This is a genomic window from Vibrio azureus (assembly GCF_002849855.1).
Lineage (GTDB): Bacteria > Pseudomonadota > Gammaproteobacteria > Enterobacterales > Vibrionaceae > Vibrio > Vibrio azureus.
In genome coordinates this window covers 186,162-212,654 of record NZ_CP018616.1, presented here as the reverse complement: position 1 = coordinate 212,654, position 26,493 = coordinate 186,162, and the positions used below count along the sequence as shown (strand labels likewise).

30 protein-coding genes are annotated in these 26,493 nt (G+C 39.8%); 13 read left to right on the top strand and 17 right to left on the bottom strand.

Annotated features, from left to right (window positions below; all coding sequences use genetic code 11):
* Positions 1–64 precede the first annotated feature (64 nt).
* The 6 genes from BS333_RS01040 to BS333_RS01015 are packed head-to-tail and all read left to right on the top strand — an operon-like array spanning position 65 to position 5,027.
* On the top strand, positions 65–829 hold the full coding sequence (locus BS333_RS01040) for a DUF3450 domain-containing protein (RefSeq protein WP_021709473.1): 765 nt from the start codon (positions 65–67) through the stop codon (positions 827–829).
* Positions 830–831: 2 nt separating this feature from the next.
* On the top strand, positions 832–2,193 hold the full coding sequence (locus BS333_RS01035; RefSeq protein WP_021709472.1) for a MotA/TolQ/ExbB proton channel family protein: 1,362 nt from the start codon (positions 832–834) through the stop codon (positions 2,191–2,193).
* Positions 2,194–2,202: 9 nt separating this feature from the next.
* Positions 2,203–2,730 carry a MotA/TolQ/ExbB proton channel family protein gene (locus tag BS333_RS01030; RefSeq protein ID WP_021709471.1) on the top strand — a complete coding sequence of 176 codons (528 nt, stop codon included), beginning with the start codon at positions 2,203–2,205 and terminating at the stop codon, positions 2,728–2,730.
* A 26-nt stretch (positions 2,731–2,756) separates the two neighbouring features.
* Entirely contained in the window at positions 2,757–3,164 is a 408-nt protein-coding gene (locus tag BS333_RS01025; RefSeq protein ID WP_021709470.1) for an ExbD/TolR family protein, read from the top strand.
* Positions 3,165–3,168: 4 nt separating this feature from the next.
* Positions 3,169–3,801: an energy transducer TonB gene (locus BS333_RS01020; protein WP_021709469.1), complete on the top strand. Its 633-nt coding sequence runs from the start codon at positions 3,169–3,171 to the stop codon at positions 3,799–3,801.
* Positions 3,802–3,812: 11 nt separating this feature from the next.
* Complete coding sequence (locus BS333_RS01015; RefSeq protein ID WP_021709468.1) at positions 3,813–5,027, top strand: tetratricopeptide repeat protein; 1,215 nt, start codon at positions 3,813–3,815, stop codon at positions 5,025–5,027.
* 205 nt (positions 5,028–5,232) lie between these two features.
* On the opposite strand, the gene BS333_RS01010 is transcribed toward BS333_RS01015, so the two are convergent.
* From BS333_RS01010 to BS333_RS00935, 16 genes are read right to left on the bottom strand one after another with little or no spacing between them, the layout of a single operon-like run.
* Positions 5,233–5,673 carry a hypothetical protein gene (locus BS333_RS01010; RefSeq protein WP_021709467.1) on the bottom strand — a complete coding sequence of 147 codons (441 nt, stop codon included), beginning with the start codon at positions 5,671–5,673 and terminating at the stop codon, positions 5,233–5,235.
* A complete protein-coding gene (locus tag BS333_RS01005) occupies positions 5,657–6,373 on the bottom strand; it encodes a helix-turn-helix domain-containing protein (protein WP_021709466.1) in 717 nt (238 codons plus the stop codon). Before BS333_RS01005 ends, BS333_RS01010 begins: the two co-directional genes overlap by 17 nt.
* On the bottom strand, positions 6,366–6,974 hold the full coding sequence (locus tag BS333_RS01000; protein ID WP_021709465.1) for an OmpA family protein: 609 nt from the start codon (positions 6,972–6,974) through the stop codon (positions 6,366–6,368). The genes BS333_RS01005 and BS333_RS01000 overlap by 8 nt, the downstream gene beginning before the upstream one ends.
* Positions 6,964–8,568: a hypothetical protein gene (locus BS333_RS00995; RefSeq protein WP_021709464.1), complete on the bottom strand. Its 1,605-nt coding sequence runs from the start codon at positions 8,566–8,568 to the stop codon at positions 6,964–6,966. Before BS333_RS00995 ends, BS333_RS01000 begins: the two co-directional genes overlap by 11 nt.
* Complete coding sequence (gene tadF / locus BS333_RS00990) at positions 8,568–9,095, bottom strand: tight adherence pilus pseudopilin TadF (protein ID WP_021709463.1); 528 nt, start codon at positions 9,093–9,095, stop codon at positions 8,568–8,570. Before tadF ends, BS333_RS00995 begins: the two co-directional genes overlap by 1 nt.
* Positions 9,082–9,561, bottom strand: a complete 480-nt coding sequence (locus tag BS333_RS00985) for a pilus assembly protein (protein WP_021709462.1) — start codon at positions 9,559–9,561, stop codon at positions 9,082–9,084. The genes tadF and BS333_RS00985 overlap by 14 nt, the downstream gene beginning before the upstream one ends.
* Positions 9,542–10,249, bottom strand: a complete 708-nt coding sequence (locus tag BS333_RS00980; protein WP_021709461.1) for a tetratricopeptide repeat protein — start codon at positions 10,247–10,249, stop codon at positions 9,542–9,544. The genes BS333_RS00985 and BS333_RS00980 overlap by 20 nt, the downstream gene beginning before the upstream one ends.
* Positions 10,249–10,797 carry a type II secretion system F family protein gene (locus tag BS333_RS00975; protein WP_081638516.1) on the bottom strand — a complete coding sequence of 183 codons (549 nt, stop codon included), beginning with the start codon at positions 10,795–10,797 and terminating at the stop codon, positions 10,249–10,251. The genes BS333_RS00980 and BS333_RS00975 overlap by 1 nt, the downstream gene beginning before the upstream one ends.
* A 41-nt stretch (positions 10,798–10,838) precedes the next feature.
* On the bottom strand, positions 10,839–11,144 hold the full coding sequence (locus BS333_RS00970) for a hypothetical protein (protein WP_101903841.1): 306 nt from the start codon (positions 11,142–11,144) through the stop codon (positions 10,839–10,841).
* Complete coding sequence (locus BS333_RS00965; RefSeq protein ID WP_021709459.1) at positions 11,141–12,010, bottom strand: type II secretion system F family protein; 870 nt, start codon at positions 12,008–12,010, stop codon at positions 11,141–11,143. The genes BS333_RS00970 and BS333_RS00965 overlap by 4 nt, the downstream gene beginning before the upstream one ends.
* A complete protein-coding gene (locus BS333_RS00960; RefSeq protein ID WP_021709458.1) occupies positions 12,000–13,244 on the bottom strand; it encodes a CpaF family protein in 1,245 nt (414 codons plus the stop codon). The genes BS333_RS00965 and BS333_RS00960 overlap by 11 nt, the downstream gene beginning before the upstream one ends.
* Positions 13,237–14,388 carry a hypothetical protein gene (locus tag BS333_RS00955; RefSeq protein WP_021709457.1) on the bottom strand — a complete coding sequence of 384 codons (1,152 nt, stop codon included), beginning with the start codon at positions 14,386–14,388 and terminating at the stop codon, positions 13,237–13,239. The genes BS333_RS00960 and BS333_RS00955 overlap by 8 nt, the downstream gene beginning before the upstream one ends.
* Positions 14,385–14,855, bottom strand: coding sequence for a hypothetical protein (locus tag BS333_RS00950; protein ID WP_156007098.1), 471 nt, complete (start codon positions 14,853–14,855; stop codon positions 14,385–14,387). The genes BS333_RS00955 and BS333_RS00950 overlap by 4 nt, the downstream gene beginning before the upstream one ends.
* Complete coding sequence (locus BS333_RS00945; protein WP_021709455.1) at positions 14,845–16,095, bottom strand: type II and III secretion system protein family protein; 1,251 nt, start codon at positions 16,093–16,095, stop codon at positions 14,845–14,847. The genes BS333_RS00950 and BS333_RS00945 overlap by 11 nt, the downstream gene beginning before the upstream one ends.
* Positions 16,049–16,825 (bottom strand): hypothetical protein, encoded by a 777-nt coding sequence (locus BS333_RS00940; protein ID WP_021709454.1) that lies wholly within the window; start codon positions 16,823–16,825, stop codon positions 16,049–16,051. The genes BS333_RS00945 and BS333_RS00940 overlap by 47 nt, the downstream gene beginning before the upstream one ends.
* Before the next feature lie 9 nt (positions 16,826–16,834).
* Positions 16,835–17,272 (bottom strand): prepilin peptidase, encoded by a 438-nt coding sequence (locus BS333_RS00935; RefSeq protein ID WP_158297021.1) that lies wholly within the window; start codon positions 17,270–17,272, stop codon positions 16,835–16,837.
* A gap of 679 nt (positions 17,273–17,951) precedes the next feature.
* Here BS333_RS00935 and BS333_RS00930 point away from each other — a divergent pair.
* The 7 genes from BS333_RS00930 (at position 17,952) to recG (ending at position 25,050) form a co-directional block, all read left to right on the top strand.
* The gene (locus tag BS333_RS00930) at positions 17,952–18,149 is read left to right on the top strand and encodes a Flp family type IVb pilin (RefSeq protein ID WP_021709451.1); all 198 of its coding nucleotides are present in this window, start codon (positions 17,952–17,954) and stop codon (positions 18,147–18,149) included.
* 71 nt (positions 18,150–18,220) lie between these two features.
* A complete protein-coding gene (locus BS333_RS00925; protein WP_021709450.1) occupies positions 18,221–18,418 on the top strand; it encodes a Flp family type IVb pilin in 198 nt (65 codons plus the stop codon).
* A gap of 260 nt (positions 18,419–18,678) precedes the next feature.
* Entirely contained in the window at positions 18,679–19,302 is a 624-nt protein-coding gene (gmk, locus tag BS333_RS00920; RefSeq protein ID WP_021709449.1) for a guanylate kinase, read from the top strand.
* A gap of 227 nt (positions 19,303–19,529) precedes the next feature.
* On the top strand, positions 19,530–19,802 hold the full coding sequence (gene rpoZ / locus BS333_RS00915) for a DNA-directed RNA polymerase subunit omega (RefSeq protein WP_021709448.1): 273 nt from the start codon (positions 19,530–19,532) through the stop codon (positions 19,800–19,802).
* Between the two features lie 39 nt (positions 19,803–19,841).
* Positions 19,842–21,962, top strand: a complete 2,121-nt coding sequence (gene spoT / locus BS333_RS00910) for a bifunctional GTP diphosphokinase/guanosine-3',5'-bis pyrophosphate 3'-pyrophosphohydrolase (RefSeq protein ID WP_021709447.1) — start codon at positions 19,842–19,844, stop codon at positions 21,960–21,962.
* 72 nt (positions 21,963–22,034) lie between these two features.
* The gene (gene trmH / locus BS333_RS00905) at positions 22,035–22,718 is read left to right on the top strand and encodes a tRNA (guanosine(18)-2'-O)-methyltransferase TrmH (protein ID WP_021709446.1); all 684 of its coding nucleotides are present in this window, start codon (positions 22,035–22,037) and stop codon (positions 22,716–22,718) included.
* 250 nt (positions 22,719–22,968) lie between these two features.
* Positions 22,969–25,050, top strand: coding sequence for an ATP-dependent DNA helicase RecG (gene recG, locus BS333_RS00900; RefSeq protein WP_021709445.1), 2,082 nt, complete (start codon positions 22,969–22,971; stop codon positions 25,048–25,050).
* 72 nt (positions 25,051–25,122) lie between these two features.
* On the opposite strand, the gene envZ is transcribed toward recG, so the two are convergent.
* Positions 25,123–26,415 carry a two-component system sensor histidine kinase EnvZ gene (envZ, locus tag BS333_RS00895; protein WP_021709444.1) on the bottom strand — a complete coding sequence of 431 codons (1,293 nt, stop codon included), beginning with the start codon at positions 26,413–26,415 and terminating at the stop codon, positions 25,123–25,125.
* Positions 26,416–26,493 lie beyond the last annotated feature (78 nt).

The following is a 26,493-nucleotide window of genomic DNA, read 5'->3' as shown; positions in this document are numbered from 1 at the left end:
TGGCGCAGGTCATTTTCCTGCGCCACAACCGACTGACATTTTACACACTGACAAGGATGCAACTATGGCGTTAAAGGAATTTGGCGTAAGTGCAATCACTGCCGCTCTGTTGGCGGTAAGTGGAACAGCAATCGCAGCAGACTCAGGCACTGTGGTCGCGAATCAAGCGAAAGTAACCAAGTCTTCTCAGGCTTCACAACAAAAAATTGATCACTACGCAGAAAGTACAGAAAGCATGCTGAGCGAATACAAAGGCTTACTTCGCCAGATCGACAGCATGAAAGTCTACAACGAACAAATCAGCCGTATGGTTGAGTCACAGCAAGGAGAGCTGGATTCTCTCAACGCTCAGATTGCTCAGATCGACCAAACGGCAACGGAAGTGGTGCCCCTAACCTTAAAAATGATCGACGCATTAGATGAATTCGTGACCCTCGATCTGCCTTTCCAAAAAGAAGAGCGCACCATTCGTGTCCAAGAACTTCGTGACCTCATGGATCGTGCTGATGTCACCACATCGGAAAAATTCCGTAAAGTCATGGCGGCCTATCAAATCGAAGAAGGCTTTTCACGCTCGCTGGAGTCTTACAAAGCAAGCCTGGAGCGAAATGGGGAAACCGTGACGTACGATTTCCTACGTGTTGGTCGTACTGCCCTGCTGTTCCAATCACCTGATGGCGGTGAAACGGGCATGTGGAACCAACAAACTCGCCAATGGGAATCCCTACCTGAAAGCTACCGCCTTGCTGTACAACAAGGACTGCGTATCGCTAAGAAACAAGCGCCACCTGCGCTGATCAAACTGCCTGTATTTGCTGGGGAGGAATAAAAATGAAAGGATTCAAAACTCTAGCCGCTGGCTTACTTGCGAGTTTCATTATGGTCGCGGGCGTCAATGCCGACACTCCGAAAAATTTATCAGAACTGCTTAAAAACGTTCAATCAGAGAGTATCGTTGAGTCTAAGCAGAACAAAGTACGTGAAGCGGAGTTCAAAAATAACCGCGATCAGCAAGCCGCTCTCTTACAGCAGGCTCGTGATGAACTTGCCGCACAACAAACTCTAGGTGACCAACTGAAAGCCACCTTTGACGAGAACGACAAGCAGTTAACCGAGCTAACAGAAACTCTTCGCGTGCGTTCCGGCACCTTAGGTGAAATGTTTGGGGTCGTTCGTCAATATGCTGGCGAATTTAAAGGCTTATTTGCGGCGTCACAAAATGCAGTGCTGTTTCCTGAACGTGAAGCGCTTCTGACCAAACTGGCTGAGAGCAAAGCATTACCTTCTACTCAAGAGCTGGAAGCATTTTGGTACACCATTCTGCAGCAAATCGTCGCCTCAGGAGAAACAACCACGGCATCAGCAACGGTTGTTTACGGAGAAGGTAAAGAAGCCGTTCGAGACATCACTTTGGTTGGTGAATTCAACGCGATTGCAGACGGTAAATACGTCACTTATGTCCCTCAAACCGGTAAGTTTGAAGAACTGTCTCGTCAGCCAAGTAACAACATCACTGGTTTAGTTGGCGGCTTTGAAGCAGCAAATAACGCATACGAACCCCTTTTCCTCGATCCTTCACGTGGCGTGATCTTATCTTTGCTTGTTCAGAGCCCCACCGTGCAAGAACGCATCGACCAAGGTGGCGTTGTCGGCTATGTGATCCTAGCGATGGGAGCGGTTGGCGCACTGATTGCCCTTATCTGTTACGTACGTCTATTAGTGATTGGCAGCAAAATGCGCAAACAAGCCAGCTCAGACAGCGTGATACCAGGTAACCCTCTAGGTGAAGTAATTCAAGCTTACCAAGAGCATAAAGGGGACAACCTAGAAGATCTGGAAGCCAAATTAGATGAGATCATCTTACGTAATGCTCCAAGTATTGAACGCTTTGTGAGCTCAATCAAGCTGTTTGCTTCTGTAGCGCCTCTGCTCGGTCTACTTGGTACCGTTATGGGAATGATTGGTACTTTCCAAGCCATCACTCTATTCGGTACAGGCGATCCAAAACTGATGGCGGGTGGTATTTCTGAGGCACTAGTGACAACCATGCTTGGTCTAGTGGTCGCGATCCCACTGCTGTTCCTCTACACCATCGTACACAGTAAAGGCCGTCGCTTGGTGCAAACTCTTGAAGAACAGAGTGCAGGTTTCATCGCTCGCTATCAGGAAAAGCTGCATAAGGCCGAAAGCTAAGGAGGCGCTATGTGGTGGTTAATCGCAGAACTGGAATCAATTAGGCGCTTCTTGGGAATGGGTGGCGATGTACTCGTCGCCATTTTCATCCTCAGCTTTATGTTATGGGCAGTCTTGCTAGAACGTTGGTTTTACTTCGCTGCCGTCGCGCCAAAAGCCATGAAAAACACCATCAGCTCTTGGCAAGCACGTTCAGAGCATCAAAGCTGGAACGCTAAGATGATCCGACAAGAAATGGTCTCTCGTCAGGATATCGAGAATAAAAAGGGGTTACCCATCATCAAAGTGTTAATCGCACTTTGCCCTCTACTGGGTCTACTTGGCACCGTTGTCGGTATGATCCAAGTGTTCGATATCTTGGCAGTAACAGGAACAGGAAGCCCTAGAGCAATGGCCTCAGGGATCTCAAAGGCAACGATCCCGACACTTGCTGGGATGGTGGCTTCACTATCAGGACTTTTCTTCAGTACTCGTCTTGATCATTTAGCCAAAGTTACCACGCAGAAACTTGAAGATAAGTTAAAGCACATTGCCTGAGTAAACGGAAATAAGAGGTATAGGTCATGAAAAGACGCTATAGCAATAATAGCAGTGACGAAGCTGCTATCGATATGACTCCGATGCTCGACATCGTATTCATCATGTTGATCTTCTTTATCGTTACCACGTCGTTCGTGAAAGAAGCCGGTCTAGAAGTCAATCGTCCTACGGCAAGCTCTGCGCAAACCGTGAAAAAAGGGAACATCATGGTCGCTATCGGCGCTGCAGGTGATGTTTGGGTCGATAAACGCCGCATCGAAACTGATGCCGTACGTGCCAACATTGAGCGCCTTCGCGCAGAAAGCCCTGATGGTGCGGTTGTCATCCAAGCGGATACCGAAGCCAATGCTGGCGTGGTCGTAAAAGTGATGGACCAGATCAAGATGGCAGGTGTCGAAAGTATCTCCATTGCCGCAACCAATAAGGATTAAGCCTATGCGGTATTTGGCCTCCCTTGCCTTGGCGCTGATTGTCTCCCTCGGATTATTCTGGGGGATGGACAAGCTGGTAAATAAAGAGCGCCACGAATTAGTGTCAAATGAAGACCTCCGCATGGTGGAATTCATACGCATTAAACCCGATGAAAAAATACAGGAGAAAAAACGCGAATTACCCAAACCGCCACCACCGAAGCGCCCACCCCCTCCCCCAGAGATGAAGGTCACCGCAACGGTCAAGCCGGTTATGGAGCAAATTCCAATGGATATGCCAAAACTGGATCTGCCAGTCAATGTGACTGGTGGTTCGGTACTCGGTCACTACACCCAAGGTGGTGGAGCTAAATTGGCAGGAAGCGGCGGCCCCGTACCTTTGGCCACATTCCAACCTCAGATGCCACGTAAGGCAGCACGAGCAGGAATCGAAAAGGGCATCGTTTTAATCGAGTTTACCGTCAACCAACGAGGTGGGGTTCAGGACATCAAAGTACTCAAAGAAACGCCTCGCAAACTCGGGTTAGGTCGAGCCGCGAAAAAAACCGTTTCAAAGTGGACCTTTAAACCCAAGATGGTCGATGGTAAGCCCGCTGATGCCCGCTTATCACAGGAAATTGAGTTCTCAACCAATTAAGGAGTCACACAATGAAAGGATATATAAAGTGGTTGGCTTCTCTGGCGTTGATTTCAGGCGTGTCTAGCGCGCCTGTTATTGCCGCTAACCCGGAGCTATCTGACAGAACATTTCGGACAGTCAATAAAGTACAAGAGCTGATTGCTGAGGAGAATTACACCAAAGCCGTCGCCAAGATCAACGCGGCACTAAAAAGCTCGGGGAAAAAACAATATGACAAAGCCGTTTTGCTGCAACAAATGGGATTTCTATATTCATTAAAAGATGACTATCCCAAAGCTGCAAAATATTTTGCTCAGGCCTTAAGCCTTGACGCATTGCCAGTACCCGTAGCCCAGCAAGTGCGTTACAGCTTAGCCCAACTTTATCTCGCAGAGGGGCAATTTAAACAATCCGTTGTAACCATGAAGGAATGGTTTAAAACCGCACAGAGCACAGAAGAAAAACCACAAGCACACGCTTATATCACTCTAGCCAGTGCCTATGTTCAACTTGGAGATTACAAAAATGCAATCCCTCCCACCAAACAAGCGATTGCGATGAGTAAAAACCCGAGTGAATCTTGGTATCAGTTGTTGATGTCTGCCCATTACGAACTCAAACAGTTTAGAAGTGTGGCGGGGGTACTTAAGATCTTAACTACTGAGTACCCACAAAATAAGCGTTACTGGACTCAGCTCTCCGGCATATACATGGAGTTGAAACAAGAGCGCAATGCCTTATCCACATTAGAAATGGCCCACAAATTAGGTCTATTAGAAGGTGAAAAAGAGCATTTACGTTTGGTCAACTTCCAAGCTTATCAAGGTGTCCCTTATCGAGCAGCCACCACGCTACAAGCTTCCATAGAGCAAGGTCTGGTGACGCGCAGTGCCGCTAACTTAGAAAAGTTGGCTTCTTTCTGGCAACAAGCGCAAGAATTAGATAAGTCGATTGATACTTACCTTCTTGCTTATAACATGGCACCCACAGCCAAGACGCAGCTCAAAGTTGCTCGTTTAATGATTTTAGATAAGCAATATGCAGCAGCAACCAAGTTTGCCAAAAAAGCCGCGCCGGATGCCAAGCGAAAGGACAAAGGGGAACTGAGTTATATTCGAGGCATGGCACATTTTGAATTGAATCAGCCCAATCATGCTCTTAAAGCGATGAAAAATTCAGCTCTTGTACCAGAAATAAGCAATATGGCAGGCCCGTGGATAAACTTTTTAGAATCGCAAAGCTAAGCATGCATACGACAAATAGGAGACTTTGTTTATTCGCTGTACCCAAGTAACCTCAAGATGCTTGGGTATACACAAGTTCACCCCTAGGTAATGTGTAAATTAAGTGTGAGTCAGTCGCACGTTTGGGGGAAGTCTATGCTTCCCCTTTTTTTTCTTAGTCAATACCTAAGTCACCTCAAGATGCTGATGTCAGGTTGTTTAAAACCTATAATGCTTGTGAAGAATGTAGATAAAGGTATCTGGATTCAGAACGAGCAAGTACCACTTCTGCTGAAGGCTTAAATAATTCAACTTCTTGTAAGGACTTAAAGAAATCAAACTTTAAAAACGGCTCAATATCGCGACTCTCATCAGAGCGTCGACCCACTTCATGAATAATGAAAGTATTCGATTTTATATGGCTGTATTCGAATAAGCGAGAATACTGATAATGCTGGCCATTAGCGCTGAGCTCGGTTTCTAATAGCAGTTTACCATTACTCAATACATCAACTGAGTAAGCAAAATTAGCGCCAGAATCAGACAAAAACTGAGCATTCAGATGGTAACAAACCTCACTTGGTTCAGTTGCTTTTAACATCGTAGCACCTAAAAAAACCATAAACGCCATCAACAGCACACCTGACTTCTTAAAACGAAGAAACATAGATATTCCCTGCTGCTTTACTGATGATATAGGAATGATCTTGTGCAAAATTAAAGTCGCTGATATCGCTACAAGCCAAATTTTCTTGAGTAAAAATCAGCTCTGATGGAATGCCACAGTCTCCAACATGCAAACCAGAATTCGCCTTGTAAACTGGACTTGTCGGAAGCCGCGAAGTCTGGCGCAACAATAAAATCCCCCCAAAAAACACTGAAAGAAGCAACACGAAACCAAAATCGCGTATTCTAAATTGACGATCTTGGTTAAGACTAAACAGCTGTTTTAAAAATTGGCTTTGATAAAAGCGATATTTTTTTTCCGTCTCAGAATCTCTATCGTAAATCGTTTGTGGGGTGTAGCTTATTTCATCGTCATTAAACACATACCCTTCAGACATAGAAAGAAAGTAGCCCACACCACGTTGGCTTTTAATTTCCATGATTTTTTCAAGCGGTTTTAACTGCCGCCTAATTTTAGAGATTAACTGAATAAGATTTGAACTGTCTGCAGCATAGCTGCCCTTTGGCGAATCACCCCAAACTTGCTCAATGATCGATGAACTAGAACACACCTGTTGTTGCTGGGACAACAAGTAAAAAAACAGATTAAACTCATATTTGGTAAAATGTATCTCTATGCCATTTTCACCGTACAGTCTGCGATGGCTTTTATCCAGTTTCCAGAATACTTGCTTATTCATAAGAAAGCCCATAGATGGAAACACTGCGGCGTTTAGCCTTGTAAAATTCATCATTCGCACGAGTTGTATCTTGACCAAAAGCACCGATATTCAATAGGAAAATGTCTTTTCGGCCTTTTAAACGCTGTACAACTTGGTCTGCACGCTTCAACGATAAATTCAAGTTGTGGAAATCATCACCGATCACAGAGGCAGAACCAACAATTAATAAAGCATCGGCGTCAATAAATTCATTAGACGATGATATGTGCGAGAGGTCCCTATCATTGATTTCAAAAAAATCAGTCTCAAAATAGAGAGTTGAAAGATGTGTAAAGCGACTGGCGCTCAAGGTGCGATGAAGGAAAGAAAAATCACTTCTCTCACAGATATCATACGCAGCCGATTTAAACTCGCTCAACTTTTGCTTTAGTAGATAACTTTGCACTGAATGTGATTCGATCGTACGTCCCATAAAAGAATAGTAACTACCATCTTTTATTTTATTTTTCGGGATCAAGTATGCATCACAGTGATCAACAACATCATCTGCATAGGATAACTGTGTGATGCCAAAGAAAAAGGCAAAAGCACACAATAAGGTTCTCAAATTATGATTCATTTATATTTCCAATATAGTTTGAACTCGATTCTTGTAAAAGTTCATAGGCAATACGATCAGTAAGTAAGTCATCGTCATCAAATTCATCAATGTTAATAATACTGTATTGATCATGCCAGAGGTTCGCACATTCTAATGACTCAATCTCTGAGATATTAGAATCATCGTTAACAATGAAAATCGACTTAGCTGAAACATCGTGGATGTAATCTTTTTTTATTGTCTGGCAGAACTGTTGTAAAATATCTTTATCACTCTCTTTCTGATCTTGCTCAGATAACTTGTCATCAGTTAAAGCAGTAAGATGAATAACTGCCGTTCTGTTTGCTTTATTACTTAAAAAAGAGTGCTTCAACGCATAATTGACACCTTGAATGGGTGAGACAAACGGCGAACTAAAGCTCATTTGGTTCACGGTAGAGAGAAAAGCACGATAACTCGTTGTCTCCTCAATGACTGCTTTACTTGGGCAAGTCTGGCTGTTACCGAAATATTTATTCTTAGTAATGCTAAGCTTATTTAATGAACCAGGCTTAAACTCAGTAACAAGAGCGTCGTCTCTTGCATCATCTTCGGTATAGTCATAAGAGTGATCATAAAGAAAAGCATCGAAGTAATTGTCAATATAAAGATAATTTTGACCACTTTTAGCGTAATGGTCTGCTAATTCATTATATTTCATGAATGTTGGAGAAGACTGTAAATCCTCGATCGTCTGTTGCTGATCATTAACTTGATTATCAATGTCTTCCTTCTGGTTTAATAAATCTTCTAACTGCCTTTGCAACTCTTGTATTTCATCTTCAAGTGCTTCTTTTTCTGCGTTTAAATTATCGATTTCTTCTGGATCATCTGTTGTTGCCAGTAATTGATCAATTTCGTCAATGCGGGCTTGTTTTTGCTCAATCTGATGACGGGTATTAGCAATCAAATTATCGATATTTTGCTGTTGCTGCTCTAGAGCATCTAATATATCAAGTTGTGCATAATAGGCTTCCCACCATTGAAAAGAAAAACCATCTCCACGAGGAAAGGTTGTCCAGCATTTACCATTTATATTGATGCGATAGCCAAAAGGAACGACGGTCAAATTAGAGTTAGTGTGTTCAAATAAGACTTTAAGAGCATTATTCAGTGAATATTTGACACTATTGACCAAGTATTTAGTCTCTGAATCATCAGAAATTGTCACGATAATATTCAGATCCTCGTAATGCTTAGCTCGTATAGTCTTAGTTTCAACTTCAAATCCATCATCTGATACATCCGGTAATGCTTGCGTCAGTTTACGGTGTTGGGTCAAGTTAACTGTGGAAACAACAGAAATAACGTCATTTTCCTCATAGTTGTCATAAGACCAATCTCCTTTTGAATGATCAATATCCAGTCCATTTAGCTGTGCTATCGATTGGTTGATATCAGTAAGTGTGTCACCGCTAATTGAAATTAAATTATTAATTTCACGAGTGGTGTTAATTTGAACTTTAGCCGCTAAATAGCTACGGCTGATATCATAAGTGTAATAAGTGAACACAAAGGCAGAAAGCATGACTAATATAAATAAGGGGATAATCGAGCCTTGTTGCTTCTTCATTAGTGATGTATCCCATAGTGGGTCGAGGAAAACTTAACTTCAAACCAGTTATAGAGGGTATTGGGTATAGGAAGCGTATTGAAGCTCTCAATATGACGACATAGAGTCACTCGATAAACTGAGTGAAACTTATTAAAAGCATTAATTACTGGCTGAACAGATAATGCTTCATCTATGTCGCAGTGCCGACCATCAATATCATGATACAATTTTAATATATTGTAATTCTGTCCACTGGAGTCAATCTCTCCATACGCTAGCTCTTCAACAAAAATAGATATATTTCTTTCTTCAAGATGAAAAGCCTTAGATATCTTATTGATGTCTGTGCTAGATAGATTACCTGAAAACACATCATGTCTATTCGATATTAAACGCCCTATTTGAAAAGTCATATCAGATAACTCAAGTTTAAGAGAGGTGGCAGCAGAAAATTGCATAATAAGAAGCGTCAAAATCAACAGACATGGCATAAGTATCGTCGCTTCAACAGCAATGCTGCCGGAATCTGTATTAAATTGATTCATTTAAGATAATTAACTCCCTACTCAAACCTAAAAAGTCATCTGGAAATATTTTCGAGAATAACCAAGAAAATCTCTTGTAATCAAGTTGAAAGCTAATACGAATCACTTGAGATTCACCGATAGTACTTCTATTACATTCAATAGAATAAGAACTGTTTATAAGACTATTTAAATCATCAAAGCAATCAAAACGAAGGCTATCTTCATCTAAATTAATAACACTCTGATTCAAATTATAATTAAGAGATTCAATAAACTTCAGCTTCGATGCATCAAGATCATTATCGATAACGATAGAATTATAATCAAACAAATGTAATGCTCGAGTTATATTATAGTTAAATATACTTTCATTATGAACATATTGAAGAAAACCAACCATAACAATAAGGATATAAATCAGTATTGGAATAGTAAATATTGCTTCCACGGAAGCTGAGCCTGATTCACTCGTTAACTTTTGCATCTTTTATCGCTTCATAAATTAATAATACTTTGTCTTTATCTTTATATTTTTTATTTAATAGCTCGATGGCAATATCATCCTGACCTGAAATCACACCAGCCAGTACAACAGACTCCAGATCTTCCTTATTCGTTTCATAGGTATTATAAATCTTTAAGAAATTAGACTTGTCATTTGGCTGATAAACGAAGTGAGACAGGAGCATATTCTTATAAATAAACTCAGAGGTTGGATATTTTTTACTCAATGAGTTAAATTCCGTACTACATTGCTCTTTACCAAGATCATCACATTTGGCTAATAAATAGAGATTATCTACTTTTGCTGCCAGCTTGTTATCTTCTTGATAGGACTTGTGGGACTTTATTTTATCTAAGTAGTTTTTTGCACTTGCTTTATCATTATTTTCTAAATAAATAATAGCTAAAAGATAGAGATCATCATCCTTTAACTGCTTCTTACCACTCAGCAAAAATATAGCTCTATCACTTTGACCAATTTTATAAAAAGAATACGCCAACATGTAGTTTTCTCTGTCTGTAAGCAACTTCTTTTCAGATAATTGAGAAATCACCTTTTCGTAGCTTTTTAGGTTAAAAGTCAACTCAGGACCAATTTCAGAAGTCTTGGTTGCTTGACAAGCAGATAAACATAAGCCAAAAAGGCAATATATGATCAGTTTTTTCATTATAGTTTACTCATAAGATTGAGAACACCAGGAGCAATAATTTCAACAATGATTGGGAACATGATGAATAAAATAAGAGGCACGCCCATTTTAGCACTTATTTTCCCAATTTTTTCTTCGGTTTCAATAAAATGAAAACTTCGGGTTTCCTTAGATAACATTCGTAAAGCATCATTAACAGCAGCGCCACTTTCAACAGCATTCTCAAGTACAGCTGTGAAATCTTTTATTTCTTGAATTTCAATATTCTTTCTCAAGTTTTCACTTGCTACTGTGAATCCATTAGTCGAAATATCATTTGAGTATATATGAATGTAATTAGACAATGATAATGACATCGAACCGATATACTCAGAGACCGCAATTAATGCAAGCTCAATCGTCATACCTGATTTCGTTGCAGTTGCTAGCAAATCCAGAAAATAAGTAAAGTTTACTTTTATTCTAGTTCTTTCTTCCTTGATGAAGAACTTCTCAAAGAATAATTTAACTAAGATATTGTTAACATAAACAAAAACAATCACTATAGTAAAAGATTTAATTGACACTCCTGATATAAAAAAAATGAAGTAAATAAATAAAGCAACCTCTAAGAAAACACATAAAAAGAAGTTAGTTTTATGTTTTTTTCTATTAACCCTCCACTTGGTAGCATAGTAAACATTTCACTTTCAGAAAAGTACTTAGACAATAAACTATATAAAAAATCATCAAGTAACTTTTTCTTTTCAGAGATTTGGTTAAATATACTATAATATTCTTGTTTATCATCATGATCAGATATCATGAAAATAAAGTTATCAACATAATCTTGTTCCTTCTTCATATTTAAGCTATTAATTATAAAGATGAATACACCTATAAAAAATACAATAAGGCTTATAGCAACAATCATAATGAAACACTATTTATCATTTTTTGAATCATAACAAAACCAATTGTTACACTAACAACAACATAGACAATTATATACTTACCATATTGTTCATTAAGCAGGTAATTAAAATTATCTTGTGCCAAATTCTTTAATATAAACAACATAATGAAAGGTAATAATGCGAGTATCTTAGCTGCTCCCCTTGATTCAGAGGTCAGTGCTTGAGTTTTTTTTCTTATAACTTGTGAAGCAACAAGATCTTGAGCCAGCTCATTAAGTGAATCTTTAATACTCCCTCCACGCTTTAAGCTCATTTGCACGTTTGCACTGAAAACAATATAGCCTTTGTAAGGGTAAATTTTTTCTCCTGAAGCTAACGCCTCTTCCAAAGTATTACCAGCATGTACTTGTTTAATGATACGTTCAAATTCAAGGCGAATTTTTCCAACTGTATGACGGGATGCTGACTCCATAGCAGAAATAATCGTTCGGCCAGAAAGTAGATTCCTACTTATCATCCTTAAAGCAAATGCAAATTTATCTTCAAAGTAATCACTTAGCTTTCTTTTATACTCGTTTAAGATCTGATAAAAACCAATTAAAACCACTAGAGATATCAAAATACTCGTCAAAAAGTATGAAAATCTGAAAGTATCGGTAACAAAGAGCATAAAAGAAATATAAAATAAAACAACACCAATATGAATTATAAAATTACTTAGTCCATAAATATCGAAGAACATGATCAAAATATTTTGGCTCAAATACTTTAAGTAAAAATCGTTAAAACTCGCTTTTATTTTATCGAAGATATTATTTTCTTTAGATTCATTTATGATCGCATCTTCAATATAATCATCTAGTTTTTCTTTCCTAAAGGCCATTTTGAAATACCAAACTCATTTCGTTTTCTAAACCATTCGCTTTAACTTTACGGTCTAGAAGAGTAGATTTAACCTCATTAATATGCGTATCGGTCTTGTGATCGTATACAAAAATATCTTGGGTTGAGATCATGCCAGAATCATAGCTGCCGATTTCTGTTATATGTGTAATTTTACGTCTTCCATCAATAAGTCGGCTTGTTTGTATAATGATATCGACAGCTTGGCTTATTTGTTTCTTTATCGATTCCACTGACAAGTTGCTAGCCGTCATCATCATCATACTTTCTAAACGAATAAGTGCATCTTTAGGGTTATTAGAGTGTATAGTTGACATAGAACCATCATGACCCGTGTTCATTGCTTGCAGCATTTCAAATGCCTCATCACCACGACACTCACCAACAATAATTCTATCTGGCCGCATACGTAATGAGTTAATCACGAGTGAACGTATCGATACTTCACCAGATTCTTCACTACTTGCTGGTCTAGACTCTAAACGCACAACATGTCCATGTTGCAGCTGTAGCTCTGCTGCATCTTCGATAGTAACCACACGATGCCCATCATTAATTTCATTCGAGCACGCATTAAGTAACGTTGTTTTACCAGAACCTGTTCCACCTGAAATGATAATATTTGCTGCAGAGCGCACCATAACACTCAAATACAGAGCCATCTCTTCAGTCATTGATTCAAAATGGACAAGATCGACAATATCAAGCTTATCTTCACGAAACTTACGGATAGAAATACTGCAACCATCTAAAGCAACAGGGGGAACAATAATATTGACACGACTACCGTCTGGTAGTCTGGCATCAACCATTGGTGAGCTCTCATCAATACGACGACCTATGGGAGCAACAATCTTTTTCGCGATTCTTAAAACCTGTTCCTCGTTATGAAAAAATACATCGTATGCTCGATTAAGTTTACCATTGCGCTCGACAAAAGTTTCACTCAAGCTATTAACCATAATGTCACTTATTGTCGAATCAGACAATAGTTGTTCTAAAGGCCCGTAACCAAAAATATCATCTTTTATATCTTTGGTTAATTTCTGCCTATCTGACTCTGTTAATATAAAAGATGAACTAGATAAAAATTCAATGACCGTAGTGTAAATATATTCATACTTTATTGAGTCATCCTCACCTTGGATCTCGGTAATATCAACATTGTCTAGAACAAACTTTCTACATAAGACAAAAACATTTGAATCAATCATTTTTAATTAACCTATAAATTATTTCATCTCTAGATTTTTTTTCTTTAAAAAATCTTTTTCTTTTATTCAAGTTAAAATTATAGCTTATCTTCTGTCCTGTTTTCTTATAGATATTACCTTCATCTAGTAAATACCTGCCCTCATCATTTGAATCATATTTAAATGTCTTAATATTATTTTCTAAATTTTTACCTTCTTGCTCTGTGATATATTTGAGCATATAGACGGAATCAAGAGACGCATCTGTTACTAAAGTAACATTGTCAGAGCGATTTATTAGCTTGTGATAAATATCCAACTTAGAAATATAAAAAGGAACATATATAAAAATATATGAATAATCACCATCAAATAAATCAAAAAAACTCATCAACTTATCTGATATTTTATTTATAGAATTCAAGTTAGTATGATGTAATAGATCTATTGAAAAGTATGATAAGTTTTCTTCGATTTTTACAATATATTCCTGAGCAACTTTTATGTCTAAGCTTTCATCATTGATTAGAGAGTTTATTATTTTTGAATCAACTTTTTTCCCTATTCTTGCATCCAAAGAAATACTATACATATCAAGATTAATAAACAAAGTATTTAAGCTGGGACGCTGTTTAACATATGTGTGCAAGCTTTCATATAAATGTTGAAGGATCTGACCTCCATGACTTGAAGTTGTATCAGAAATCATAAACCAGTGGCTACTGCTCGATTTTGCAATACCAAAAAAGTATAAGATTACATTGAAAACCTGGTTAGTTTTATCGGATAAGCTTGTATACTCATCAATACCAGATGATTTTATTGTCCAATAGTAATCCAGTTCCTCTTTCTCTCCATAGAGTAATGTACCAACTCGCCCTTTAGTAACCTCTATAAACTTCTCTACTCCACCATTATCCTGTAAAGTAAGTTCATCACTAATAACATATACCTTAGACTTAAAATACAAGTTAAATAAGTTTTCGAGTGCGTCTAAACTATCATTGTACCTGATGACATCAACACTATATGCAGAAAAATAGTTCTGTATTTGCTCTATTAAATCTATGTTATTAGAAATAACAATGATGATATAAGGAGAAAATGATTTTGACTTTACACCAGATTGGGTTTTATTTACTTTTTTTAGTTTTTCGAGAATCATTTTGGCCAAACCTCTAGTGATGAACAAGCCGTTCCATTTACAAACTGATCAATTTCACTTTCATTCATCAAATGATGGCCACTGGGAACTTCCCAAGTTTCACACTTGATGAGCCTATGATCGCTTACATGCACTTCCCACAGTAATAATTTTCTGCCTTGATAACTTCCAATATTGGTAAACTTAGGGGAAAAGTCATAAATATTTTCAAGATCAATCTTTAATTGATAAAGTCTTTCTTTGGATATATTGTTTGTATGATATATATTGATGCCATGTATCCACGATACTGTACCATTCTTAATCTCTGAGTTTATCGCTTTAGAAAATGGAAGAGTATAGTTAATATTCTCTTCATTTTTTATTTCATGAACAATATATACATTTTCACCTTTAAAACTTTGACTGCATCCAAGCATAGAAAATAATAATATTGCAGATAAGGTTAACTTTAAACTAGTTTTCATAATGATACTTAGCATTCTCTATAAAATCTTTTATTTCAGGACGACTACTTTTTAAATCTATATTAGTAAAAACAGATAAAGACGATTTCATTTTGACTTGAGGAAGATTGGGTTGATCGATACTATTTTCAACAAAATTAACTTCAGCAAAAACCATTAGTTCAGTTTTGTTAGATTGAAAATTCTCAGAGGTAAATAATGCTCCAATAATTGGCAAGTAGCCTAATAGAGGTACTTTTGTTACAGCTTGGCTTTGACTATTATCAATCAGACCTGCTAGTACAAAAATATCGCCATCATGGACATTAAGCTCAGTATTTACTTTTCGAGTATTCAACTGTGGTGTTTGATTACCATCTAAATCGATAAATCCAGCGATTTGTGATGACGATATATTAGCCCTTAAATCAATACTTTGGTCTCTTTTTATTTCAGGTTTAAACTCAAGTTGTATACCATACTTTTTAAACTCGATATCAACATTACCATCGTCTGACTTTAAAACTGGTATTTCACCACCTGCTTCAAAGCTTGCAGTCGAATTGTTGGTAACAATGATCGAAGGTCTGGTCAGAACAGTAGCTAAATTATTTCTTGATAATATTCCGATCGTTGCTTTCAAGAAATCACTGGTTATCCCATCAATTTTGCTCCAGCCTGCGCTCCATTGAATGCCCAACTCTTCATCAATATGCTTTGATACTTCAGCCATAGTAAGTTTAATCTGGATTTGACGATTTTCAGTAATAGTCGTGTTATCTATATATTGAGAAGAGATGGCTTTCTTTATTAAAGTATTCAGTTCCCTTTTCTCGACACTATCTTTTATAGGCCCATTAATATATATTTTCCCTGCAACTTTTACAGCCCTGATATCTGAAAAACCTGCAGAATTAAGATATTTATTTAAACTTTCAATATCTTTATCAACATCACGAATATGAATAATATACTCTGTTGTTTCATCTTCACCTTTAACAATGACTTTACTCTTACCCGCAGCATGAGCAATAAAGTACAAGTTATTACTGTCGGTTAAGGTTACCCCAAGCATTTTTTCAGAACCTATCACTATATCTTTGGGTATATAAGACAAAGGAACATACCTTGTCTCATTAACCGACATTGATAAATAGACGCTTGCCTGAGTACCAAAAGCAATGAGTGGCAACATAAAAGCAAAAAATACTTTTCTATTTAATAATGTTGACATCATATTTATAACTTGAGCTAATATCATTGGCTTGAATTTCCTTTGAATAGTCAACTTCTAAAGTAGAGTAATTTTCTAAGTTAATTGTCTTTCTTGCCGACTTTACTATTTTAAAGTAACCAAGTTGATCAGCTTGAAGGTAGCGATCGATGAATCTGTTTTGTACTGAAAAAACGACTGGGCTTAGTTTTTCGTGTTCTTTATCAAATGGTTTCGTATTTTCTTCACCTTCTTCTACTTCACCAATCGTTCTGATAAATACATTCTTGGCAAAAAGCTTAATCTTCCTGTTATTCTTACTTCTCCCTGATTGGTTAAAATGCCAATAAATATCATAAAAGTCAGCTTTGAATTCTTCTACTGTGCTGCGATCAACTCTCATCACGACATCAGTAAAATCCCCACTATTGAGTTCCTGTAAGTTGCTCTTTTCGATAAGGGCGCCCGATTTCATTGACTTTTTAATAAAAAACACATTTGAAATTAAACTATCTTTATCACTTTCAGTAATATATTTATATCTATCTGCTTCATCAATTTGCGTTTTAATCGTTTTAAATGAATCATAAGATACTAAAGAGCCGGTCCCATAATCCTGTTTAATCGCCAAAGCTGATACTGTTATTTTTTCAATTTTTTTATCTTGGAGCTCTTTCTCATTAGTAGATATTTTATTTAACGCATCAGACTTATATATCCCTAGCGTCCCAAGAGCAATGATAAATATTGCTATTAAACCTATTGTCTTAAATCTCATGAAAAACCTTTATCTAAACAATATTGTTGAATGCATGACATAGGAAGCAATAATGGGTATGGCATACGGCACACCTTTCGAAGAGAATCCAACAAACTCAAACATCCTATTTAGCACTACCAGTTGAATTACTGCTAAAATCCCACCCACAACAGTCATATAAAATAAGAAATCCATGTAATTATCTACACCAATAAATGGCATAATAATCATAATGAGTTTGACATCACCCATGCCAATCAAACCTAGAGACCCAAGTAGAATTAATCCCGCAGAAATAGCAAGATATATAATTAACCCATACCAATGGAAGTCAATAGGTTCGCCTATCACTAGCAGTCCGAAGCAGAATTTGAAACACAGTAATCCCAGTAAAAATAGAACTCTTTTATTGTATATTTTCCTATATTTCATATCTTCAAAGCAAATGACCGATAGTAAAGTCATGATTATTGCATTTATATAAATCATTTTTTCATTTAACCATTTAGTGAAGAGCTATTTGTTCTGCTCATATCGATCAAGGCTTCATTAGTTGCATTAACGATTTCGCTACTTTCCGTTACGTATAAAATAAAACAGCTTATAACGCAGCCTATGATTGCGTATTCAACAGTTTCTAAACCTGACTCTGAATATATTAACTTTTTTAGTTGATTCAACATAACAAACCAAAAATAATTTTAACAATCTTATTAACCTAATTATATGTTGGTTAATAAACTACCATCTTAGATACAGCTTTTTGTCAGGAGTTTGAAAAAACACCTTTAGTCGAGAATAAATTCATTGTCTTTAAAAACATAAGCTTGATTTAAATTTCATTAATTAAGTCAAGGAAAAGTCAAATCTTTGTCACACAATCATGCTTTAGGTAAAATTTTCATAAAAATCAAAATTTACTTTTTATTTACTTAAATTGAAGTATTTTTCTCGTCAAATAAATAAATATTTTAAGAAAATTAATTATGTTATTTTTACATTGATTATCAATATTACATAGAAAATAAAAAGTTATTATCATTATTAATGTGGATCCACATTAAAATATATTCGACTATTGAAATCGTCCAAAGCCGAGACCTTTTCTAGGCTGTAAAAATCTAATTCCCTTAGGAGATTTAAAATGAACGCATTAAAAACTTTTATTAAAAACGAAGACGGTATCACAGCTATTGAATACGCAATCATTGGTGTTGCTATGTCTTCTGCTCTTTTCTACATCTTCAGCAGCGAAGGAACTGGGTTCCTAGAATCTCTAGAAGATGCATGGGAAAAAATGAGCTCCAACATCTCTCGTTCAGGTAACGTTTTAGGTAACTAATAGAACTAGGGTACTTGGAGAAATAACGTTTATTTCTTCCTTCTTTCCATATTATTTAAAGAGATTTATACATGAACACATTTAAAAACTTCCTAAACAACGAAGACGGTATCACTGCTATTGAATACGCAATCATTGGTGTTGCTATGTCTTCTGCTCTTTTCTTCATCTTCAGCAGCGAAGGAACTGGGTTCCTAGAATCTCTAGAAGATGCATGGGAAAAAATGAGCTCAAACATCTCTCGCTCAGGTAACGTTTTAGGTAGCTAATTCCTGATACTCTAAAAAGCCGTTACCTTTGTAACGGTTTTTTATTCACCTCAACACTTTTATCACTGAACCCTGCATAGTGTATATTCGCTAGCCACCGTCTTGAGAAGGTGATACCCTTCGACTCCATTTTTCTGGCAACTCTCTCTGACACTAAATCAATGACTTTGGTGTAGACACAATTAACGCCAGTGCTATCGTTTATAATATGCCGTCAATTTCTTTTCGGCAGTTCATCTAACCAACCGTGGAACAGTACAATGAGCAAGGGTACTCTCTATATCGTATCGGCACCAAGTGGCGCAGGTAAATCTAGCTTGATCTCAGCGATGTTGGAACGTAATCCAACTTACGCGATGAAGGTATCTGTGTCTCACACTACTCGTGATATTCGCCCAGGTGAAGTCGATGGCGTTCATTACCACTTTGTTGAGCAAGATACTTTCAAGTCACTGATTGCGAAAGGTGACTTTCTCGAATATGCAGAAGTGTTTGGTAACTTTTACGGCACATCTCGAGTATGGATAGAAGAGACGTTGAAAAAGGGCATTGATGTTTTCCTAGATATTGACTGGCAAGGTGCTCGTCAAATTCGCCAACAAATGCCACAAGCCAAAAGCCTATTTATTCTACCGCCATCAAATGGTGAACTCGAACGCCGCTTAAACACACGTGGCCAAGACAGTGATGAAGTGATTGCCAAGCGAATGGCTGAAGCAAAATCCGAAATTTCTCATTACAGTGAATATGATTACATCATTGTTAACGATGACTTCGATACTGCTTTGCTCGACTTCAAAGCCATACTGCGCGCAGAAAGATTGAAAGCAGAAAAGCAAGCGGCAAAATATAAAGGCATGCTTGACGCGCTTTTAGCTGAGTAACCGGGGAGCATTCCTCTATCTAACTCGTAACGGTCTTACTCACGACTGTATTTTTACTTACTACTTTTTAGACGATATCTAGGTTAACCCAAGGTTTCTGGGTATCTTTAAAAACGAAGTAAAAACCTCAAGAAAGTTATGTTAGTCTGATCTTATTGCTAGTAAATATGTTTCGAAGACTGTATACTTTCTCGTCATTCAAAATTTAGTTAATTATTGGAGTCCTCATGGCACGCGTAACTGTTCAAGACGCTGTTGAAAAAGTTGGCAACCGTTTCGACCTAGTACTGATTGCGGCACGCCGCGCTCGTCAAATGCAAACTGGCGGTAAAGATGCACTAGTGCCAGAAGAGAACGATAAGTCAACGGTTATCGCTCTACGCGAAATCGAAGAAGGTTTAATCACTAAAGACGTTCTTGATGCACGTGAGCGTCAAGAACAACAAGAGCAAGAAGCGGCAGAGCTAGCAGCAGTAAGTAGCATCGCTCACAACCGTTAATTCTGTCTTTAGAATTCATTTACCTTCCGGGCCTATAATTTGTATCTATTCGATAGCCTCAAAGATGTTGCCCAAGAATACTTAACAGAGCCTCAAATTGAGGCTCTGCGTCAATCTTATGTGGTAGCAAGAGATGCCCATGAAGGGCAAACCCGTTCTAGCGGGGAACCATACATCATCCACCCTGTTGCAGTGGCTAGAATCCTAGCTGAAATGCACCTTGATATTGAAACTCTCCAAGCGGCTTTATTGCACGACGTTATCGAAGATTGTGACGTCTCCAAAGAAGATCTTGAAGAGAAATTTGGCCTAACAGTCGCCGATCTGGTTGATGGTGTATCTAAACTGGACAAACTCAAATTTCGTGACAGGAAAGAGGCTCAAGCAGAGAACTTCCGTAAAATGGTTCTCGCAATGGTACAAGACATTCGCGTCATACTGATCAAGCTGGCTGACCGCACTCACAACATGCGTACTTTGGGTGCTCTTCGCCCGGATAAGAAACGCCGCATTGCACGTGAAACTCTCGAAATTTATGCCCCTTTGGCACATCGCCTGGGTATCCATAACATCAAGACTGAACTGGAAGAGCTTGGCTTTGAAGCCCTGTATCCAAATCGTTATCGAGTCCTAAAAGAAGTCGTCAAAGCGGCGCGTGGTAATCGTAAAGAAATGATCCAGCGCATCCATGACGAAATCGAGGGCCGCTTACACGATATTGGCCTAACAGTTCGAGTATTTGGTCGTGAGAAAAACTTGTTCTCCATCTACAACAAGATGAAAACTAAAGAACAACGTTTTCATACCATTATGGACATATACGCATTTCGGGTTGTGGTTGACTCTGCCGATACTTGTTATCGTGCACTCGGCCAAGTTCACAGTTTATACAAGCCACGTCCTGGTCGAATGAAAGACTACATTGCCGTTCCTAAAGCCAATGGTTATCAATCTTTGCATACTTCAATGGTTGGCCCACATGGTGTCCCTGTTGAAGTTCAGATCCGTACCGAAGATATGGACCAAATGGCTGATAAAGGGGTTGCGGCACACTGGTCTTATAAAGAGAAAGGCGATAAGTCTGGCACCACAGCCCAAGTCAAAGCACAACGCTGGATGCAAAGCTTACTTGAACTGCAGCAAAGTGCGGGTAACTCTTTTGAATTTATTGAAAACGTAAAATCTGACCTATTCCCAGATGAGATTTATGTCTTCACACCAAAAGGCCGCATCGTCGAATTACCTTTAGGTGCGACTGCGGTAGATTTTGCTTATGCAGTACATACCGATGTCGGTAATGCCTGTGTTGGTGCTCGTGTAGATAGATATCCATATCCTCTTAGCCAAGCTCTCAAAAACGGCCAAACTGTCGAGATCATCAGTGCACCTGGTGCTCGTCCAAATGCTGCTTGGTTAAACTACGTCGTGACATCACGCGCCCGTACGAAGATCCGTCAAGTACTCAAAACGATGCGCCGTGAAGAATCCGTTACTCTTGGTCGACGTTTGCTCAATCATGCACTTGGTCGACATTCGATTGATTCCATTTATCCCGAGAACATTCAAGAAGTACTGACTGATTTGCGCCTCGAAAGTATCGATGACCTGTTGGCTGCGATTGGCCTTGGTGAATTGATGAGCATCGTGATTGCCCGCCGTCTACTGGGGGACACAGATGAGCTGACCACAACCAGTTCGATCCCTAGTGATACCAGTCAAAAGCTTCCAATTCGTGGTGCGGAGGGGCTATTGCTGACTTTCGCTAACTGTTGTCATCCTATCCCCGATGATCACATCATTGCGCATGTCTCACCAGGCAGAGGGCTTGTGGTTCACCGAGAGACCTGCCCTAATGTTCGTGGTTACCAAAGAGAACCTGAAAAATACATGGCGGTCGCTTGGTCGAATGACTACAGCAAAGAGTTTATTGCCGAGCTCCAAGTTGATATGCTCAATAACCAAGGTGCGCTTGCAGAACTAACGAATGTCATCTCCAAAACGGGCTCCAATATCCACGGACTTTCGACCGAAGAACGTGATGGTAGAATGTATACCGTCACCGTGTTGCTCAGTACCAAAGATCGTGTGCACCTTGCCAGTATTATGAGAAAAATCAAAAGTATGGCACAAGCGACCCGAGTAAGAAGACGTAAGCACTAACCACTCAAAATCGATCTACCAAACCCTAGCCACCCGATAAAATAGGGTGGCTTTTTTATACCAAAATAGATTATGAACCTAGAACGTTACCATCGTATCCATCAGGTGCTCAAAGCACGCCAAACAGACCTTACCCTTTGTCTCGAAGAGGTCCATAAGCCCAACAATGTCTCAGCGGTTATTCGTACTGCTGATGCTACGGGGTTACACAAAGTGCATGCTATTTGGCCAGATGAAATGCGCACACTCAGCCATACTTCAGCAGGTGCTCGCAACTGGGTAGAGGTGGAAACTCATCATTCAATTGATGAAGCCATCACACAATTAAAAGCACAAGGCATGCAAGTCTTGGTGACAAATTTATCTGATAACGCCGTTGATTTTCGTGATATCGATTACACCAAACCGACAGCCATCATTCTCGGCAGCGAAAAAGTAGGCGCATCGGAACAAGCAAAAAAGCTCGCGGATCAGGATATTATTGTTCCTATGGTGGGAATGGTGCAGTCACTGAATGTCTCTGTTGCTAGCGCTGTGATTCTTTACGAAGCGCAGCGCCAACGTGAAGCGGCGGGTATGTATCAACGTGAAAACAGTGCTCTAGACCAAGAGACCATCAACCGTATTTTATTTGAGCGTGGTCACCCAGTGTTAGCCAAGGTAGCAAAACGCAAAGGGCTCACTTACCCACAACTTGACGAACAAGGCCAAATTGTTGCGGATGATGCATGGTGGCAAGAGATGCAAAGCAAGTAATCCACTCTAGTTATCCTGAACAGCGGTGAAGGAGCGTGATTCAGGATCGACTGTCTGAGCAGGCTAATGTTACTAACGTAAGCTTCACTTAGACACTAACGACAAGTCAATTCCTATGTCACTCCGTCCCCTCGGAATAACGGGGACAGCGAAATTCTACTCCTCACGAATACTTACCTATTTTTTCCTGTACAAAAACACAGCAACTTGGTTAACATACTACTATGTTAACCATTTTCTTGAGCCCCTTATGTCTGCCCAATTGTTATCTGCTGTTCCTTTAACCTCCTTGTCCGGCGTTGGCGCTAAAGTCGCAGAAAAACTGGCTAAAGTCGGTTTACATAACGTTCAGGATTTACTGTTTCATCTGCCATTGCGTTATGAAGACCGCACCCGTATCTACCCGATGGTAAAACTTCATGCCGGCTTATGGGCTGCGGTTCAAGGCAAAGTCATGGCAGTGGATACCACGTTTGGTAAACGAAAAATGCTGACGGTTAAAGTCAGCGATGGTAACGGCACTGTCACCCTAAGGTTTTTTAATTTTACCGCCGCGATGAAGAATAACTTTTCTCAAGGCAAGCCTGTTCATGCGTATGGAGAAATTAAACGCGGTGCAATGGGGCTGGAAATCGTTCACCCTGATTACAAATTTTATCTCAATGAACAGCAGCCAGATGTGGAACAAAGTTTAACTCCAGTGTATCCCACCACAGAAGGCCTGCGCCAAATCACGTTACGCAACCTTACTGATCAAGCCCTAACGCTATTAGATAAAGCCGCCGTCCAAGAACTCTTACCAACAGGGCTCTACCCTAATCAACTCTCGATGGCTCAGGCGCTGCATACTATCCACCGGCCTCCACCGAATATCAATTTAACCCTATTTGATCAAGGTAAGCACCCTGCTCAAATTCGTCTGATTCTCGAAGAATTACTGGCACAAAATCTATCCATGTTGGCTGTACGGAGTAAAGGAAAGCAAGATGCTGCGCTCCCTCTCACCGCTTGTGATACATTAAAGCAACAGTTACTTCAGCAATTGCCCTTTTCTCCGACCAATGCTCAATCGCGCGTCGTAAAAGAAATTGAAGCCGATCTCGAACAAGCACATCCGATGATGCGCCTAGTGCAAGGTGATGTTGGTTCAGGCAAAACATTGGTTGCCGCCCTTGCCGCCGTCCGAGCAATCGAACATGGTTATCAAGTGGCTTTAATGGCTCCGACAGAATTACTCGCTGAACAGCACGCCATTAATTTTTCGCAGTGGTTTGAAAAAATGGGCATCCAAGTTGGCTGGTTAGCAGGCAAATTGAAAGGGAAAGCAAAGCAAACTGAGCTGGCCAGGATTGCCAGTGGTGAAGCACAAATGGTGGTTGGCACTCATGCGCTATTTCAACAACACGTCGAATTCAAACGCCTAGCCTTAGTCATTATTGATGAACAACATCGATTCGGCGTTCACCAGCGCTTAGAACTGAGGGAGAAAGGCACCAAACAAGGCGTGTATCCTCATCAGTTGATCATGACAGCCACGCCAATACCAAGAACCCTAGCGATGACGGCGTATGCCGATCTTGAAACCTCGGTGATTGATGAATTACCACCGGGCCGAACGCCAATTCAGACTGTTGCCATACCTGATACCAAACGTGACGACATCGTAGAACGTGTTCGACATGCTTGTCTAAACGAAGGTAAACAAGCGTATTGGGTGTGTACACTGATTGATGAGTCTGAGGTTTTAGAAGCGCAAGCCGCCGCCGACACCGCCGAAGAGCTGCAACGTACATTGCCCGACGTAAAAATTGGCTTAGTCCATGGTCGAATGAAACCCAATGAGAAACAAGCGGTAATGCAGGACTTTAAAGACAATAAGCTGCATTTGTTGGTTGCAACGACCGTTATTGAAGTCGGTGTAGATGTGCCCAACTCCAGTTTGATGATCATTGAAAATCCAGAGCGTCTTGGTTTGGCTCAACTGCATCAGTTAAGAGGCCGAGTTGGAAGGGGCTCCGTTGCTAGTCACTGCGTCTTGCTTTACCACTCTCCTTTATCTAAAACAGCACAAAAGCGTTTAGGCGTTTTGCGTGAGAGTAACGACGGTTTTGTTATCGCTCAGAAAGACTTAGAAATCCGTGGACCGGGTGAACTGCTCGGAACCAAACAAACCGGTTTAGCTGATTTTAAAATCGCTGATTTAATCCGTGATCAGCACTTAATTCCTGAAGTTCAACGTATTTCGCGTCATATTCACCAGCAGTACCCCGATAATGCAGCGGCTATCATTGATCGTTGGCTTGGTGAGCGAGATATGTATTCCAAAGCCTAAAGGATGTCGTATTCGCCTTCATATCAGGTGATGGGAAGGCGAGTAACCAATCAGAGCAGCATATAAACGGCGTTATTGGGTTGGAAAACTGATCTGTGCCATCAAGCCGCCATCGCTGCGATTACGCATCGTGACCGACCCTGAATGCTGGCTAACGATACGCTTAACAATCGCGAGTCCTAATCCCGTCCCTTCACTACCCCGTGCTGTATCCCCGCGAGTAAAAGGTTCAAACAGTTTTGCCACCTGAGATGGCTCGATCCCCGGGCCATTATCTTCAATGCAGGCCCATACCAGTTTTTTGTCGGCGGTCATGCCCGTACTGATCTTTATCCAACCATTACCATAACGCTGAGCATTGACGACAAGGTTAGTCACAGCGCGTTTAATCGCAATTGGACTGCCCAAAGCTTCCAGCGGCAAGAGACTCAATTCTGTCTCTATTACTTGTTCATAACTGCCTTCTGCAATGGCAACCTCATTCGCGATAGTATTGAGGTCAACAAGCTCAAACGTGTCCTTATTTACCGGTTTAAGATAATCCATAAACTGGCTAATGATCTCATTACACTCTTCAGTATCACTAATAATGCCTTCAGCAAGGTAGCTGTCTTCGGGCGACATCATTTCGGTTGCTAAGCGGATACGTGTTAGCGGTGTGCGTAAATCATGACTGATCCCTGCCATCAACAGGGCCCGATCTTCTTCTAGCTGTTGTATCCCCTTGGACATCCGATTAAAGGCACGCGTCACCAAACGGATTTCTGACGCGCCTCTTTCAGGAATGGGCGCAGGAATTTCTCCTCGTCCAACGCCTTTAGCGGCTTTCTCTAACTCCAGCAATGGACGATTTTGCAATCGAATAAATAACCAACCACCAGCAATGATCAGTAAGGCCATAATCAAACTATTGCGAAATAAAGGAATAAAGTCCTCTTCTTGCAACTCTGACAATGGCACGCGAATGATGGAGTTAGGTAATTTATTGATTTTAACCCACAGAATATAACTCTCATCTCCCAGCAATAATCGTACTTCCGTCGGTGAATCGAGGGCTTGTGTCATCTCTGAGGACATTAAGTCTATCGACATCGCTTGCTCAAATTCATGCTTCATTTCACTATCAGCACGATGGACGGTCACCCCCAGCTTTTCTAATAATTGATGGCGCAATGGCGCATCCGCTTTGAGCAAATCATCCTGATCAATCACAATATTCAACTCATGCGCAATAATCTTGTTGAACTGCTGCAAACTGGGCATCAGAGCGTAGTTAAACAGGGCATAGTATGAAAAAGCTTGGCTGGCGAGCAAAAGGGTGATGAACAGCAAAATAGATTGGGTGAATGAGCTTCGAATGCGCATGAAAAGTCCTTGCACATCAGCCTCTCCAAAGGTACACGTTATCAGAGGCTGATGATTGATTCAGATCGAGGTTACTTA